This is a genomic window from Rhodococcus koreensis (genome assembly GCF_017068375.1).
In the GTDB taxonomy this organism is placed as follows: Bacteria; Actinomycetota; Actinomycetes; order Mycobacteriales; family Mycobacteriaceae; genus Rhodococcus_F; species Rhodococcus_F koreensis.
Genome location: NZ_CP070609.1, coordinates 5,852,774 through 5,866,456, shown reverse-complemented (window position 1 = coordinate 5,866,456; position 13,683 = coordinate 5,852,774). Strand labels below are relative to the sequence as shown.

The 13,683-nt window shown below is 67.0% G+C and carries 15 protein-coding genes; 8 read left to right on the top strand and 7 right to left on the bottom strand.

Going from position 1 to position 13,683, the window contains the following annotated elements:
• Nucleotide 1: 1 nt before the first annotated feature.
• Nucleotides 2–700, top strand: coding sequence for a phosphate signaling complex protein PhoU (phoU, locus tag JWS14_RS26910; RefSeq protein WP_015888704.1), 699 nt, complete (start codon nt 2–4; stop codon nt 698–700).
• Between the two features lie 140 nt (nt 701–840).
• Here the strand turns inward: phoU and pstB are convergent, their stop codons facing one another.
• From pstB to JWS14_RS26880, 6 genes are all read right to left on the bottom strand, one after another.
• A complete protein-coding gene (gene pstB, locus JWS14_RS26905) occupies nt 841–1,617 on the bottom strand; it encodes a phosphate ABC transporter ATP-binding protein PstB (protein WP_015888703.1) in 777 nt (258 codons plus the stop codon).
• Nucleotides 1,618–1,660: 43 nt separating this feature from the next.
• A complete protein-coding gene (pstA, locus tag JWS14_RS26900) occupies nt 1,661–2,569 on the bottom strand; it encodes a phosphate ABC transporter permease PstA (RefSeq protein ID WP_072943053.1) in 909 nt (302 codons plus the stop codon).
• Nucleotides 2,570–2,572: 3 nt separating this feature from the next.
• Nucleotides 2,573–3,646, bottom strand: a complete 1,074-nt coding sequence (gene pstC / locus JWS14_RS26895; RefSeq protein ID WP_072943052.1) for a phosphate ABC transporter permease subunit PstC — start codon at nt 3,644–3,646, stop codon at nt 2,573–2,575.
• A gap of 68 nt (nt 3,647–3,714) precedes the next feature.
• A complete protein-coding gene (gene pstS / locus JWS14_RS26890) occupies nt 3,715–4,833 on the bottom strand; it encodes a phosphate ABC transporter substrate-binding protein PstS (RefSeq protein WP_072943051.1) in 1,119 nt (372 codons plus the stop codon).
• 216 nt (nt 4,834–5,049) lie between these two features.
• Complete coding sequence (mshD, locus tag JWS14_RS26885; RefSeq protein ID WP_206014790.1) at nt 5,050–5,967, bottom strand: mycothiol synthase; 918 nt, start codon at nt 5,965–5,967, stop codon at nt 5,050–5,052.
• Nucleotides 5,964–6,722, bottom strand: a complete 759-nt coding sequence (locus JWS14_RS26880; RefSeq protein ID WP_072943049.1) for a winged helix-turn-helix transcriptional regulator — start codon at nt 6,720–6,722, stop codon at nt 5,964–5,966. Before JWS14_RS26880 ends, mshD begins: the two co-directional genes overlap by 4 nt.
• 195 nt (nt 6,723–6,917) lie before the next feature.
• Between JWS14_RS26880 and JWS14_RS26875 the strand changes: the two genes are divergently transcribed.
• From JWS14_RS26875 to JWS14_RS26855, 5 genes are all read left to right on the top strand, one after another.
• Complete coding sequence (locus tag JWS14_RS26875) at nt 6,918–7,697, top strand: LmeA family phospholipid-binding protein (protein WP_072943048.1); 780 nt, start codon at nt 6,918–6,920, stop codon at nt 7,695–7,697.
• Complete coding sequence (locus JWS14_RS26870; protein WP_072943047.1) at nt 7,694–8,167, top strand: thioredoxin family protein; 474 nt, start codon at nt 7,694–7,696, stop codon at nt 8,165–8,167. Before JWS14_RS26875 ends, JWS14_RS26870 begins: the two co-directional genes overlap by 4 nt.
• A gap of 236 nt (nt 8,168–8,403) precedes the next feature.
• Entirely contained in the window at nt 8,404–8,856 is a 453-nt protein-coding gene (locus tag JWS14_RS26865; RefSeq protein ID WP_072943046.1) for a DUF4395 domain-containing protein, read from the top strand.
• Between the two features lie 67 nt (nt 8,857–8,923).
• A complete protein-coding gene (locus tag JWS14_RS26860; protein WP_015888694.1) occupies nt 8,924–9,760 on the top strand; it encodes a sulfurtransferase in 837 nt (278 codons plus the stop codon).
• Between the two features lie 3 nt (nt 9,761–9,763).
• Nucleotides 9,764–10,069, top strand: a complete 306-nt coding sequence (locus JWS14_RS26855; RefSeq protein ID WP_072943045.1) for a DUF1416 domain-containing protein — start codon at nt 9,764–9,766, stop codon at nt 10,067–10,069.
• A gap of 126 nt (nt 10,070–10,195) precedes the next feature.
• Here the strand turns inward: JWS14_RS26855 and JWS14_RS26850 are convergent, their stop codons facing one another.
• Nucleotides 10,196–11,464 (bottom strand): cutinase family protein, encoded by a 1,269-nt coding sequence (locus tag JWS14_RS26850; RefSeq protein WP_095863323.1) that lies wholly within the window; start codon nt 11,462–11,464, stop codon nt 10,196–10,198.
• A 242-nt stretch (nt 11,465–11,706) separates the two neighbouring features.
• Between JWS14_RS26850 and JWS14_RS26845 the strand changes: the two genes are divergently transcribed.
• Both JWS14_RS26845 and JWS14_RS26840 read left to right on the top strand, forming a co-directional pair.
• Entirely contained in the window at nt 11,707–12,429 is a 723-nt protein-coding gene (locus tag JWS14_RS26845; protein ID WP_241031474.1) for a heme-binding beta-barrel domain-containing protein, read from the top strand.
• A gap of 87 nt (nt 12,430–12,516) precedes the next feature.
• Complete coding sequence (locus JWS14_RS26840; RefSeq protein ID WP_206014789.1) at nt 12,517–13,626, top strand: type IV toxin-antitoxin system AbiEi family antitoxin domain-containing protein; 1,110 nt, start codon at nt 12,517–12,519, stop codon at nt 13,624–13,626.
• The last annotated feature ends 57 nt before the right edge of the window (nt 13,627–13,683 follow it).

Genomic DNA, 13,683 nt, shown 5'->3' with positions numbered 1-13,683 from the left:
CATGCGCGTGGCTTACAACGAACAGATGACCGAGCTTGCCGACCTGCTCGGTGAGATGGCGGGGCTTGCGGGGGTCGCCATGGAGCGAGCCACCCAGTCGCTGCTCCAGGCCGACCTCTCGCTCGCCGAGCAGGTCATCGGCGAGCACGACAAGATCACCGAGCTCAGCACCATCTGCGAGGAGCGGGCGTTCGCCCTCCTCGCCCTGCAGGCACCGGTCGCCGGCGACCTCCGCTCCGTCGTCAGCGGAATCCAGATCGTCGCCGACATCGACCGGATGGGTGCGCTGGCGCTCCACGTCGCCAAGATCGCGCGCCGCCGACATCCCAACCACGTGCTCCCCGAAGAGGTCAACGGCTACTTCGCCGAGATGGGGCGCATCGCCGTCTCCATCGGCGCCGCCGCCCGCGAAGTCCTCGAGACGCGCGACCCCGAGCGTGCCGCGCGCCTGCGCGAAGAGGACGAGGCGATGGACGACCTCCACCGGCACCTGTTCACCGTGCTCATGGACCGCGAGTGGAAACACGGCGTGGCCGCCGCCGTCGACGTCACCCTGCTCGGCCGCTTCTACGAGCGTTTTGCCGACCACGCCGTCGAGGTGGGCCGCCGGGTGATCTTCCTGGTCACCGGCAAGCTGCCCGACGACACCGAGACCGCCGTGAAAGACGCCGACAACCTCACGTCCTACCCGGAACTGTAGAACTCCCCCAACACTTTTCGAACGAACGGGACGCTCGTACGGTCTGACCGTACGAGCGTCCCGTTCGTTCGCTGGAAGTCGTCCATACGATAAGAACGCCCCGGCCGAAGATCCGGCCGGGGCGTTCTCCTCGGTGTGCGTTATCCGAAGCGGCCCGAGATGTAGTCCTCGGTGGCCTTCTGCGTCGGGTTGGAGAAGATCTTCTCGGTGTCGTCGATCTCGACGAGACGTCCCGGCTTGCCGGTGGCCTCGAGGTTGAAGAACGCGGTCTGGTCACTCACACGCGCGGCCTGCTGCATGTTGTGGGTGACGATCACGATGGTGAAGTCCTTCTTCAGCTCCGTGATGAGGTCCTCGATCGCGAGGGTCGAAATGGGGTCGAGCGCCGAGCAGGGCTCGTCCATCAGCAGGACATCGGGCGAGACGGCGATGGCCCGGGCGATGCACAGACGCTGCTGCTGACCGCCGGAGAGTCCGCCACCGGGCTTGTCGAGACGGTCCTTGACCTCGTTCCACAGGTTCGCGCCGCGCAGCGACCGCTCGGCCACCTCGTCGAGACGCTTCTTGCTGCGCTCGCCCTGCAACTTGAGGCCGGCCACCACGTTGTCCTTGATGGACATCGTCGGGAACGGGTTGGGACGCTGGAACACCATACCGATCGTCTTGCGGACGCCGACCGGGTCGATGCCGGAACCGTAGATGTCCTCACCGTCGAGGAGGATCGAACCCTCCACGCGCGCACCGGGAGTCACCTCGTGCATGCGGTTCAGCGAACGCAGGACGGTCGACTTGCCGCAACCGGACGGACCGATGAACGCGGTCACGTTCCGCGGGGGGACCGACAGCCCGACATCGGCGACGGCGTGGAACTTGCCGTAGTAGATGTTGACGTCCTTGAGATCCAGACGCTTGGCCATTACCGGCTCCCTACTGATTGATGTACGAACTCGAGTGTATGTGTCACTTGCTGCGGACCTGTGAGAAGTGGCCGACGACCTTGGCCGCGATGTTGAGGACGGCGATCAGGAGGATCAGCGTCAGCGCCGCGCCCCAGATGCGGTTGGTACCGGCATCGGTCGGGTTGTTCATCTCGGCGACCATGACGCCGGGCAGGGTGCCCATCTCGCCGCCGAACAGGTTGAAGTTGATGAACGGTGCGTACCCCACCAGGATCAGCAGCGGAGCAGTCTCGCCCATCACGCGGGCCAGCGCCAGCATGACGCCGGTGATGATGCCCGGCAGCGCGGTGGGCAGCACGATCTTGGCGATCGTCTTCCACTTCGGAACGCCCAGCGCATACGACGCCTCGCGCAGGTCCTGTGGCACGATGCGGAGCATCTCCTCCGTGCTGCGGACGACGACGGGCACCATCAGCAGGACCAGGGCGAGCGCCACCGCGAACCCGGACTTCGGGAAGCCGAACGTCGCGATCCACAGGGCATAGATGAACAGGGCGGCCACGATCGACGGGACACCGCTGAGGATGTCGACCATGAACGTGGTCAGCTTCGCCAGCCGCGACTTCCGGTCGGCGTACTCGACGAGGTAGATCGCGACGAACAGTCCGAGCGGGATGGACAGCACCGCGCAGACGAGTCCCTGCAGGATCGTGCCGATCAGCGCGTGGTAGATACCGCCGCCCTCGGCCGACGACGTGAGTCCGCTGAGCGAGTGGGTGAACCAGGTGGCCGACGTCAGGGCGGGAATACCCTTGACGACGGCGGTGATCAGGACCCACACCAGCGGAACCAGGGCGACGAGCACTGCCAGCGTCACGAGAACGGTGGCGGTGATATCGGTGATGCGCCGCCGGGTACCGACACCCCGGAAGGTGGGTGCCTTGACCGGCTTGTCGAGTGTCGCGGTCATGGGTCAGTCCTTCTTTCCTGCGATCACGGCGCGGGCCGCGGCGTTCACGACGAACGTGAGTACGAAGAGCACCAGACCTGCGGCGATGTACGCGCCAGCCTGGATGTTGTTGTTGAACTCCGCGTAGCCGAGGGCGATCTTGGACGCGATGGTGGCGCCGCCGTCGAACAGCGACCATCCGAAGGGCTGCGACGTGGTGCGCAGGATCAGGTACAGCGCCATGGTCTCACCGAGGGCGCGACCGAGGCCCAGCATCGAACCACTGATGTAGCCGGACTTACCGAACGGAATGATCGTGGTACGCACCACTTCCCACCGGGTGGCGCCCAGGGCGAGCGCCGCCTCGATATGGGACGTCGGTGTCTGGACGAACACTTCGCGGGTCACGGCGGTGATGACGGGAAGGATCATCACGGCGAGGACGATGCCGGCCGTGAAGATGGTGCCGCCGCCGGTGATCGAACCGCTGCCCGTCGCGAACAGCGGGAACCAGCCGAGGGTCTCATTGAGCCACACCGCAAGCGGCCTGATTGCCGGCGCGAACACCAGCAGACCCCAGAGGCCGTAGACGATCGACGGCACCGCGGCCAGCAGGTCGATGACGTACGCCAGCGGACGCTTGAGCCAGCTCGGCGAATATTCGGTGAGGAAGATCGCGATACCCAGCGCAACCGGCATCGCGAGCACGAGCGCGAACAGCGACACCAGAACCGTCACCTGGAAGAGGTCGAGCACACCGAACGCCATCGCGTTGATGTCCTGGGTGACCCACTCGCGGCTGGTGAGGAAGTTGACCTGGTTCCGGCTCAGCGCGGGAACGGCACGCCAGACGAGGAAGATGCCGATCGCGGCGATGAGGATGGAGATGACGATCGCCGACGTGGTCGCGAGGGACTTGAAGATCCGGTCTCCCGGCCTCGCGACGGCCTTGCCGCGAGGTGTATCGGTCGGGGTCGGGGTTTCGGCCTTGGTGGAACTCAACTCGGCCTCCGGAGTGCCGTTCGGACCGCCCACCCCGGCCCCGCCGGAAGCGGAGCCGGAGGCGCGAGGTGCTGATTCGGTGTGCGCTTCACTCATCTGCGCTCCCAATCTTTCATCGTCAGAATATCGAGTCATGGGCGGGTCCGAACGACTTACCGTGTGAATCAGCCGATTGCGGCGACCGACGCGTTCAGCTTCTCCTTCATGGAGTCGGGCAGCGGCACGTAGCCCTGCGCGGCCAGGTTGTCCTGGCCCTCGTTGGCGGCGCTGGTCAGGAACGACTTGACCGCTGCGGAGGTGTCGGCGTCGTAGCCCTTCGAGCACACGATCTCGTAGGTGGCGAGCACCAGCGGGTACGCGCCGGCTTCCTTGGTGCCGAAGATCGAGGCGAGGTCGAGGGTCAGGTCGCCCTCGCCCGCACCCTTGAACTGCGCACCCTCGATGGCCTTCGCCGCGGACTCGTCGGACAGCGCGACGGGGCCCGAGCCGGTGTCGATCTGCGCTGCCGACAGCTTGTTCTGGTCTGCGTACGACTTCTCGACGTAGGTGATCGAGCCGGGGGCGGAGGCCACTGCCTGCGCGACACCGGCCGAACCCTTGGCGCCCTCACCGATGCCGCCGGTGAAGTCGGAGCCGGCACCGGTGGTCCAGGCGCCGTTCGAGGCGGCGGTGAGGTACTGCTGGAAGTTGTCGGTGGTTCCCGAGGAGTCCGAGCGGATGATCGCGGTGATGTCCTGGTCCGGCAGGGTGGCGCCCGGGTTGAGGGCGGCGATGGCCGGGTCGTTCCACTTCTTGATGGTGCCGTTGAAGATCTTGGCGGTCACTTCACCGTTCAGCACCAGGTCCTCGACACCGTCGAGGTTGTAGGCGACCGCGACGGGCCCGAAGACGAGGGGAAGGTTCCACGCCTCGCCGCCGACGCAACGCGCCTTGGCCTGCTCGGCCTGCTCGGTCTTGATCGCCGAGTCGGAACCGGCGAAGTCGACCTGACCCGCGATGAACTGGGTACGTCCGTCACCGGAACCGCTGGGGTTGTACGCCAGGTTGACGGTCTTGCCCTTCTCCTGGCACACGGAGATGTAGGTGGAGACGAACTGGTCCATGGCGTTCTTCTGCGCCGAGGAACCGGCCGAGGAGAGGTTGGCCTTGCCCTCGCACGTCGCGCTCGAGGCGGCTACGTCGACGCCGCTCGACGCGGCGTTGTTGTCGCTGCCACACGCGGCCAAGGTCATGGCACCCAGGGCCACTGCACCGAGCAGGGCGCCATTGCGCTTGAGATTCACCTAGTCCTCCGGAAATACCGTCTCGCCCTGGATCGGGCGGCGACATGAGGCGCGGACCGGGAGGATCCTGCACCAGGCAGCACGGCGCTGCCCACGGAGAAACCTAGGGGTAGCTAATGTCCAGTTGGACCACGATCGGTGAACGGAAAGTGAACAGACCGAGCATTTGCCCATATTTCCGAGACGAACGACGGGTGCCGAAGTAAGAGGAGCGCCTCAGGCTCGCGCGTACGCGACGTCGGTGTGGAACCGCTCGAACCCGAGCCGGTCGTAGGTGTGCAGCGCCGACGTGTTGTCGCCCTCGACGTAGAGCAGCACCGCACCGAGCCCGCGGTCACGCAGGTAGTGCAGTCCGGCGAGTGTGAGCAACCGGCCGAGACCGCGCCCCTGGGCGTCGGGTCCGATGGCCACCACGTAGACCTCACCGATGGCCGGCTCGTCGCCCTGCTGCGGGTGCACCTTGGTCCAGTGGAATCCGAGCAGCCGCTTCTCGTCCGCCGTGCCGTACGCCATGAACAGCCCGGCCGGATCGAACCAGGCCTCCGCGCGGCGTTCGGCCATTTCCCGTTCGGTCCACGACCCCTGCTCGGGGTGCCAGGCGAAGGCGGCGGCGTTGACCCGCAGCACCTCGGGATCATCCTCGACGCCCCGATACACGCGAAGCGAAATATCCTCCGGCACAACGATTTCCGGAAGCTCCGCACCCTCGAGTGGACGCCGGAGCTGCAGCAGTTCGCGTGCACCGCTCAGCCCGAGGCGGTGCGCCACCGCCTGCGCCGCGGGCAGGTTGCCGTGCGCCCACACCCGGGTGTCCGGACCACCCTCGGACAGGACCTCGGTAACCAGCCGGCTACCGATCCCCCGGCCGCGCGCCTCGGGATCGACCGCGAGTTCGGCCATCGCGGGGTGCTCGCCGTGACCCGGCTGCAGCTGCGCGTACCCGACGATCCGATGGGCGTCGGTCTCCACGAGATGACGGACACCGTCGCCGCCGGCACCGGACACGGCGTGCACGCCCTGCTCCGACACGGGCGCGGTTCCGTCCGCTGCCGTCGCGCGGTCGAGCAGTGCGGACACGTCCGCGGCCTGCTTGCCGTCGAGTCGATCGGTCCAGGACTGCACCGAAGCGCTCACTGGATCACAGGTCCTTCCGCGGATTCGAAGTCTGCATCTTCGGCATCGAGGTCGTCGACCGGCGGCACCGGCGCACCCGACTTGCTGCGGGTGGGACGGACGGCCTTGTATCCGACGTTGCGGACTGTACCGATCAAGGATTCGTACTCGCTGCCCAGCTTGGCGCGCAGACGACGCACGTGGACGTCCACCGTGCGGGTACCACCGAAGAAGTCGTATCCCCACACCTCCTGCAGCAACTGCGCGCGGGTGAAGACGCGACCCGCGTGCTGCGCCAGGTACTTGAGGAGTTCGAACTCCTTGTAGGTGAGGTCGAGGGGGCGGCCACGCAGCCGGGCCGTGTACGTACCCTCGTCGATGACCAGTTCGCCGAGCGTGATCTTGCCCGACGCCTCCGGACTGGCGACGCCGCCGGCGCGTCCGACCAGCAGTCGGAGGCGGGCGTCCACCTCGGCCGGACCGGTGCCCGGGAGCAGGATGTCGTCGAGACCCCAGTCGGAATTGACCGCCACCAGGCCACCCTCGGTGAGCACCGCCACCACGGGGACCGCGGAACCCGTGCTGCCCAGCAGCCGGCAGAGGCCGCGGGCCGCCGCGAGATCGGTGCGCGCATCCACCAGGGCGATGTCGGCGGAGCTCGCTTCCAGGAGAGAGGACACCTCCGTCGGGGCAGGCCGCACCGAATGCGCCAGCAGGGCGAGGGCAGGCAGAACTGCCTCGGGGTTCGGGTCGGAGGTAAGAAGCAGTAGCTCCACACAGCCTCCCATCTCGTCGCCGTCGTACCCGGCCGGCCGACGGATGGTTCGTCCGCCGGTCCAGGTAGATCGACACTGAAGGTATCGACACTTTTGTCGGTGACAGAGTAGCGCGCCGCCGTCAAGGTCCGTCGCACCGAACCCCGGCAACCGGCGCGAAGGTTGCACCGGCACCGTGTCCGTCACAATGGGGCCGTGCGGAAACTCATCATCGGAATCATCTTCCTCGTGGCACTCGGTCTCGTCGTCGACTTCGGTTCGGCGGCGTACGCGGAATACCGGGTGTCGCGGGAACTGCGGGCGGGCGCGTCCCTCACCGCGGATCCCGAGGTGACGGTGCACGGCTTCCCCTTCCTCACCCAGGCGTGGGCCGGGAAGTACGAGAACATCGAGATCCGCGCCCAGGGAGTACAGAGCGACGTGGTCGGTGAGGTGACGATCGAGTCCACCCTCCTGGGCGTGTCCGCGCCGCTGTCCGACCTCGTCGACGGCTCCGTCACGAGCCTTCCGGTCGACCACCTCTCCGGCCGCATGCTCATCGACGCCACCGACCTCGGCCGCTTCCTCGACATCCCCGACCTGCAGGTTTCGGCCCCGCCGGCCAGCAAGTCGGACGGGACCGGCGGCTCCGGCGGCTCCGGAATGACGACCGCGGGCGGCGTCGTCCTCACCGGCACCGTCCCCGTCGGCCCGCTCGAGACCACCGTCAGCGTGCAGGCCGACCTGGTCCTCGACGGCGATCAGGTGAAGATCGTCGCCAGCGACTTCTACTTCGGGCCCGAGGGCCACGCCGACTTCACCATCCCCGAGCCGCTCGCCCCCGCGATCCTCGGCCTCTTCACCCGGACCATCGACCCCCGGGAACTGCCGTTCGGCGTCCAGCCGACGGAGGTGTACGCGGAGGGCTCGCAGATCGTCATCGAGGGCGTCGGCGACAACGTCACGATCGACCTGAACGAACTGCAGAGCCGATGACCGGAATCACACTGTTACTGATCGCACTGTTCGCGGCCCTCGCGTTCGGGCTCGTCTGGCAGCGCCGCCAGGGGAAGGTCCGGACCACCGGCGAGACGACCGCGGCCGTGACCGACGAGCGACGCCTGCTCCTCGAGGCGGCGGGCGTCGGGTCGGGTTCGGGGCACGGGCGACCGGCCACCGTTCTCCACTTCTCCGCCGACTGGTGCGGACCCTGCGCAGCGGTGCGCAGGGTCGTCGGACAGGTCGTCGCCGACCTCACCGGCGAGCCGGAACCTCCCGTCGAGGTGGAAGTCGACATCGACGAGTATCCCGCTCTCGCCAAGGAACTCGGCGTTCTGTCGTTGCCGACGACGTTCATTCTCGACGCCGACCTGCAGCAACGCTTCCGGGTGTCCGGGGTACCCTCGGCGTCCGACCTGAGGGCGGCGCTCGGACCCCTCACCCGGCCCCCGGCTTCAAATTCCTGAAGAACCGGGTAAACTCGTCGTCGTGCAATCCAGCCACGAGCTCATGCTCACCCGACGCCGCACGGTAGACCTGTGCCGCCTCGGGGCTTGTTGCTGTACCTGTTGCTGATCACCAGGGCTGTCGCTTTCTGCTGACACCGCGGACTCCGCGCACGTGATCGAAACCCGATGACGACGTCGTCCGTCGTTGCTCGGCGCCAGGCAAGCATTCAGGACTCAACGCAGGAGCACTTCTCATGTCCACAACACTCGAGGTCGAGCAGGTCGACGTTCGTGGCCCCCGGTTCGCCGCCTGGGTCACCACCGCAGTCCTCGTCGCCGTCCTCGTCGTGTCGACGTTCTCGCTGGTCGCAGCAGGAATTCTGCTGGCACTGCAGGCGGTCGTCTTCGCGGCAGGCGCGGCCTCCGGGCCGCGGCGCAGCCCGTACGGCCGGATCTTCGGCAGCCTCGTCGCGCCGCGACTCACTCCGGTGAGCGAACGCGAACCCGCCGCACCGCTGCGGTTCGCGCAGCTCGTCGGCTTCGTCTTCGCCGCCGTCGGCACCGTCGGCTTCCTCGCCGGCTCCGGCCTCGTCGGCGCCGTGGCCACCGCATTCGCCCTGTTCGCGGCGTTCCTCAACGCCGCATTCGGGTTCTGTCTCGGCTGCCAGATCTATCCACTCGTCGCACGCCTCCGGCCCGCGGCCTGAAAGTTTCACATCGAGAACCACTGCACGATCCACCCGACACAAGTAAGAACACATCGAAAGGAACACCATGGCTCGCTCCGATGTCCTAGTCTCCGCCGACTGGGCTGAGCAGAACCTCAACGCCCCCAAGACCGTTTTCGTCGAGGTGGATGAGGACACCAGCGCATACGACGGCGGCCACATCGAAGGCGCCATCCGCCTCGACTGGCGGAAGGACCTGCAGGACGGGGTCCGTCGTGACTTCCTGAACCAGCAGCAGTTCTCCGACCTCCTGTCCGCCAAGGGTGTCGCCAACGACGACACCATCGTTCTCTACGGTGGCAACAACAACTGGTTCGCGGCGTACGCGTACTGGTACTTCAAGCTGTACGGCCACCAGGACGTCAAGCTGATCGACGGCGGCCGCAAGAAGTGGGAGCTCGACGGACGCCCCCTCTCCAAGGAGACCGTCTCCCGCGAGGCCACCCAGTACAAGGCCGACGCACCCGACCTGACGATCCGCGCGTTCCGCGACGAGGTCATCGACGCCATCGGCAACAAGAACCTCGTCGACGTGCGTTCGCCCGACGAGTTCTCCGGCAAGATCCTCGCCCCCGCGCACCTGCCGCAGGAGCAGGCGCAGCAGCGTGGACACGTCCCCACGGCCATCAACATCCCGTGGAGCACCACCGCAAACGAGGACGGCACCTTCAAGTCGGACGACGACCTGGAGAAGCTGTACTCGGAGAAGGGCTACGACGAGTCGAAGCCCACCATCGCGTACTGCCGTATCGGCGAGCGCTCCAGCCACACCTGGTTCGTGCTCAAGGAGATCCTCGGCAAGTCCGATGTCAAGAACTACGACGGCAGCTGGGTCGAATACGGCTCACTCGTCGGCGCACCCATCGAGTTGGAGGTTCACTGAGCCATGTGTGGAGCACCTGTACAGACCCAGACCCTGCCCGCGGGCGTCGACGTCGAGAAGGAAACGGTCATCACCGGCCGCGTTCTCGCCGCTGACGGCCAGCCGATCGGTGGAGCGTTCGTGCGTCTCCTCGACGGCGGCGGAGAGTTCACCGCCGAGGTCGTCGCCTCGGGCACCGGAGACTTCCGCTTCTTCGCCGCTCCCGGCGACTGGACCGTGCGTGCACTGTCCAGCTCCGGCAACGGCACCGCCACGGTGAGCCCGACGAGCGCAGGCGTGCACAACGTCGACGTCACGGTCGGCGAGTAAGACTCAGCACCAACGCAGGAAGGCCCCGCTCCGGCATTCGGAGCGGGGCCTTCTTCGTGCGGCTCCGCCGCTCGTGCGCCTTTCTGGTTGCTCCCGCGACCACAAAGGCGCACGAGCGCGGAGCGTCTACTGCTTCTGCGCGAGCGCGGTGATCCAGTCGACGATCTTCTCGCTCTCCCAGTACCAGGGGTCGTTCGGGTTGTTGTTCCAGTAGAACAGGTGCTGGATGAAGCCGAGGAAGATGTACGGCTTGATCACGAGTTCGAAGACGTCCCGGTTGTCCTCGACGAACCCGGGGCCCTCTTTCGCGAGCTTCGCCTTCACGACCTCGGAACCGGGGCCCATCGCCCAGTTCAGCGCCTCGACCATCTGCTCCTGCGACACCTGCGTGTTCCGGTCCGGTCCGTCGGGGTCGTAGGTCCGGTCGGCCACCTTGCGCAGGACGTCGAGGAAGGACTCGTCGGAGGCGAACCAGTCGTCGTGGGTGACGATGTGCACGATCGACCGTGCCGCCATGTTCGTCACCGCATTCGCGAAGTCGGAGACGGTCTGGCCGGGGTTCAGCAGGGTGAAGTGCAGCTGTCCCAGCACCCCGAGCGCCAGCTCGAGGACGGCGATCTCCTGCGGCGCGTCGCACGCGATGTCGTAGGGGCGGCACGCGTAGGTGATCTTGCCGTCGAGAGCGCCGTAGTCGGCCGGCTCGGAAGACATGAATCCGCCTCCGGGTGGGCCGGGTTCGCCCATCGAGGGGGTGCCCGCCGGACGGTACGGGTCGCCGATCAATGCGACGCCGGCGATGTCGTCGGCGGTAACCAGAGCGTTGCTGTCGCGGTGGCCGAGTTCGCGCGCCACCCGTTCGACGACCTCGGCGCCGACGCTGTATCCAAGCAGCACGTACTTGGTGCCGTCGCCACACTTCGCCTTGTTCTCGTCGAGGATCCTGTTCGTCGACGCGACACCGGCGGCCATCGAATCCTGGTATGTCGGAACAGGTTGCAGCAGACTCAGGCCGTACGTGGACGGGTACGGCACGTACATCCACCCCACCGTTCCCGGCTCGTCCTTGTTCGCCTCGCCGGTCGGCACCGTCACGTTGCCCACCCAGTTCGACCACACCTCGCCACTCTCCGCGAGGGGGTTGCGGTCTTCTTCCGAATCCGTCGCGCCCGAGACCGCGACGATGAGAATGTCCGGGCAGTCGGCGGCGTAGTTGTTCGGATCGACGCGGTCGGTGTCGTCGCTCCCCGAACCGGCGCTTCCCGACCCTGCACTGCCGGAGTCCGGGGCCGCGACGGCCAGGCCGGGAGCGCCGAACGCGGACACGGTGAGCAGCAGAACCGTCGCCGTGATCGCGGCTCGCGCCAGGCCGGGGAGGGCGGGGCTGGATCGAAGCATGGGACCTCCGGGAGGAGCGGGAGACGAGACGACGGCATGAGGATATCCGGAACCGACCGGGTGGTCGCCTTCGAAAAACCGTAGCCGCAGTGACGGTAAGCCGCCTCCCGTTTCGACCGTTCGACGGGTTCGGTTTAGGATGTCACCGTGGTTATCTTCTTCGAGGTACTTCTTGTCCTTGCCGCCGTGTTGATCACGTGGTTCTCCCTCTACACGATCTACCGCCTGGTCACCGACGAGTCGTGAGTCAAACTCCGGACGCAGGCGCAGATCCGCCTTCCGTGCACCCGACTACGAGCGCGCCCGCTGGGGACTCCCCCACCGTGCGTCGTGGTAGCGGTGACGCAGCCGTCGCGGACGCCATCGAGCGTTCCAAGACGACGGCGTCGAGGAACATCCCGCAGCTTCCGGACCTTCCGCTGCCCGAGGACACCGCGAATCTGCGCCTCGGCCCGGATCTGAACAACGAACTCCTCGCGGTACTGCCGCTCGTGGGCGTCTGGCGCGGTGAAGGGGAAGGCCACGACCCCGCCACCGGCGACTACCGCTTCGGGCAGCAGATCATCGTCTCCCACAACGGGGGCAACTACCTCGAGTGGAGATCCCAGACCTGGGTTCTGGGCACCGACGGCGAGTACGTGCGCCCCGATCTCCACGAGACCGGCTTCTGGCGGATCAGCGGAGACGGCATTCCCGGCAGCACCAACGAGGAAGTCGTCGAACTTCTCCTCGCCCACAGCTCCGGCATCGTCGAACTGTTCTACGGCCGGGCCCTCACCCAGTCGTCGTGGGAACTCGCGACCGACGTCGTGATCCGCAGCACCTCCGGTGTTCTCGTCGGCGGCGCCAAGCGCCTCTACGGCATCGTCGAGGGCGGCGACCTCGCGTACGTCGAGGAACGCATCATCGCGGACGGGGAACTGCGCCCCCACCTCTCCGCGCGGCTGTCCCGCTACGTTGGCTGACGCCCCGTGAGTACTTGTTAACCACGGGCGGTTAGCAAGTACTCACGGCTGGGGTTATCCACAACCTGCCGTTCATCCACAGGCCAGTTGAAATCGGCCCTTCTCGGGCCATTCCTGTCGGCCGGGTTCCGCACCGTCGCGTCCATGACACCTGCGACGATCGACTTCAAGCCCGAATTCCAACGTGTCCTCGACCACCAGCACGGCCTCGTCACGGCCCGGCAACTGCGCGGGCTGGGCATCTCCACCCGGCAGATTCAGCACATGGTGGAGTCCGGCCAATGGTCGGCGGTTCTGCACGGCGTCTACGCCGTCACCAACGGTCCCCTCGATCGGCCGATGATGCTGTGGGCGGCGCTGCTGTTCGGTGGTCCCCGTGCGATTCTCAGCCACCGGACCGCGGCCGAGGAGTGGTCGCTGGTGCGTGTCGATCCCGAGGGTCCGATCCACGTCACCGTGCCCTACAGATTGTCTGCGGAGCACCAGGGGCCGACGTCTCGCAAGGTCGGCCGGCGATCCGACCGTCCCGTTCCGCGCGAGGGCGATCTTCTCCACCCGGGGGTCGTGGTGCACCGCTCCCGGGCGCACGCCCACATCCTCGTCCCGACGCTCCTGCCGCGAACGTCCCTGGCCGACACCGTCGTCGATCTGGCCGTCGAGGAGCCGTCGGCGCCGGCGGCCGCGCGGGTCGTCGTGTCGGCGGTCACCGGCACCAGTGTGTCGGTCCACACGCTCCTTCGACGGATCGAGCAGCGTCCGCCGCGCAGATACCGCAGGGCACTGACCGACGCGCTGACATTCGTCTCCAGCGGAGTCCAGTCGATTCTGGAGCACCGGTACGCCGTCGACGTCGAACTCGCCCACGGACTGCCGGCCGCCCGGCGACAGTCGCCTGTGCTCGTCGACGGGAAGACTTTGTACGAGGACGTGGACTACTCGGACAGCGGTGTTCCGCTCCTTGTGCGGCTGGACGGGCTGCGGTACCACTCGTCGCGGTCGGTGGCGCTGCGCGACCGGCGTCGCGGCAACGCGGCGGAACTCGCGGGGAAGGCGGCGCTGGTGTACGGCTGGGAGGAGGTGACGCAACGCTCGTGTGAGGTCGCGGCCGAGGTGCGCACGGTGCTCGAGCGGGGCGGCTGGAGTGGGTCGAACCCGTGCCCGCGATGCCGTGAGTACTTATTAACGTCGGGCGGTTAACAAGTACTCACGGGCGCGAAGCGCACAACGGCCCCCGAGCCTTCCGGTGCTTGTGCA

Bases quoted from the DNA above. Each gene is read 5' to 3' on its own strand.
- phoU (WP_015888704.1), top strand. From the start codon at position 2: ATGCGCGTGGCTTACAACGAACAGATGACCGAGCTTGCCGACCTGCTC.
- pstB (WP_015888703.1), bottom strand. From the start codon at position 1,617: ATGGCCAAGCGTCTGGATCTCAAGGACGTCAACATCTACTACGGCAAG.
- pstA (WP_072943053.1), bottom strand. From the start codon at position 2,569: ATGACCGCGACACTCGACAAGCCGGTCAAGGCACCCACCTTCCGGGGT.
- pstC (WP_072943052.1), bottom strand. From the start codon at position 3,646: ATGAGTGAAGCGCACACCGAATCAGCACCTCGCGCCTCCGGCTCCGCT.
- JWS14_RS26870 (WP_072943047.1), top strand. From the start codon at position 7,694: ATGACCGGAATCACACTGTTACTGATCGCACTGTTCGCGGCCCTCGCG.
- JWS14_RS26865 (WP_072943046.1), top strand. From the start codon at position 8,404: ATGTCCACAACACTCGAGGTCGAGCAGGTCGACGTTCGTGGCCCCCGG.
- JWS14_RS26860 (WP_015888694.1), top strand. From the start codon at position 8,924: ATGGCTCGCTCCGATGTCCTAGTCTCCGCCGACTGGGCTGAGCAGAAC.
- JWS14_RS26855 (WP_072943045.1), top strand. From the start codon at position 9,764: ATGTGTGGAGCACCTGTACAGACCCAGACCCTGCCCGCGGGCGTCGAC.
- JWS14_RS26850 (WP_095863323.1), bottom strand. From the start codon at position 11,464: ATGCTTCGATCCAGCCCCGCCCTCCCCGGCCTGGCGCGAGCCGCGATC.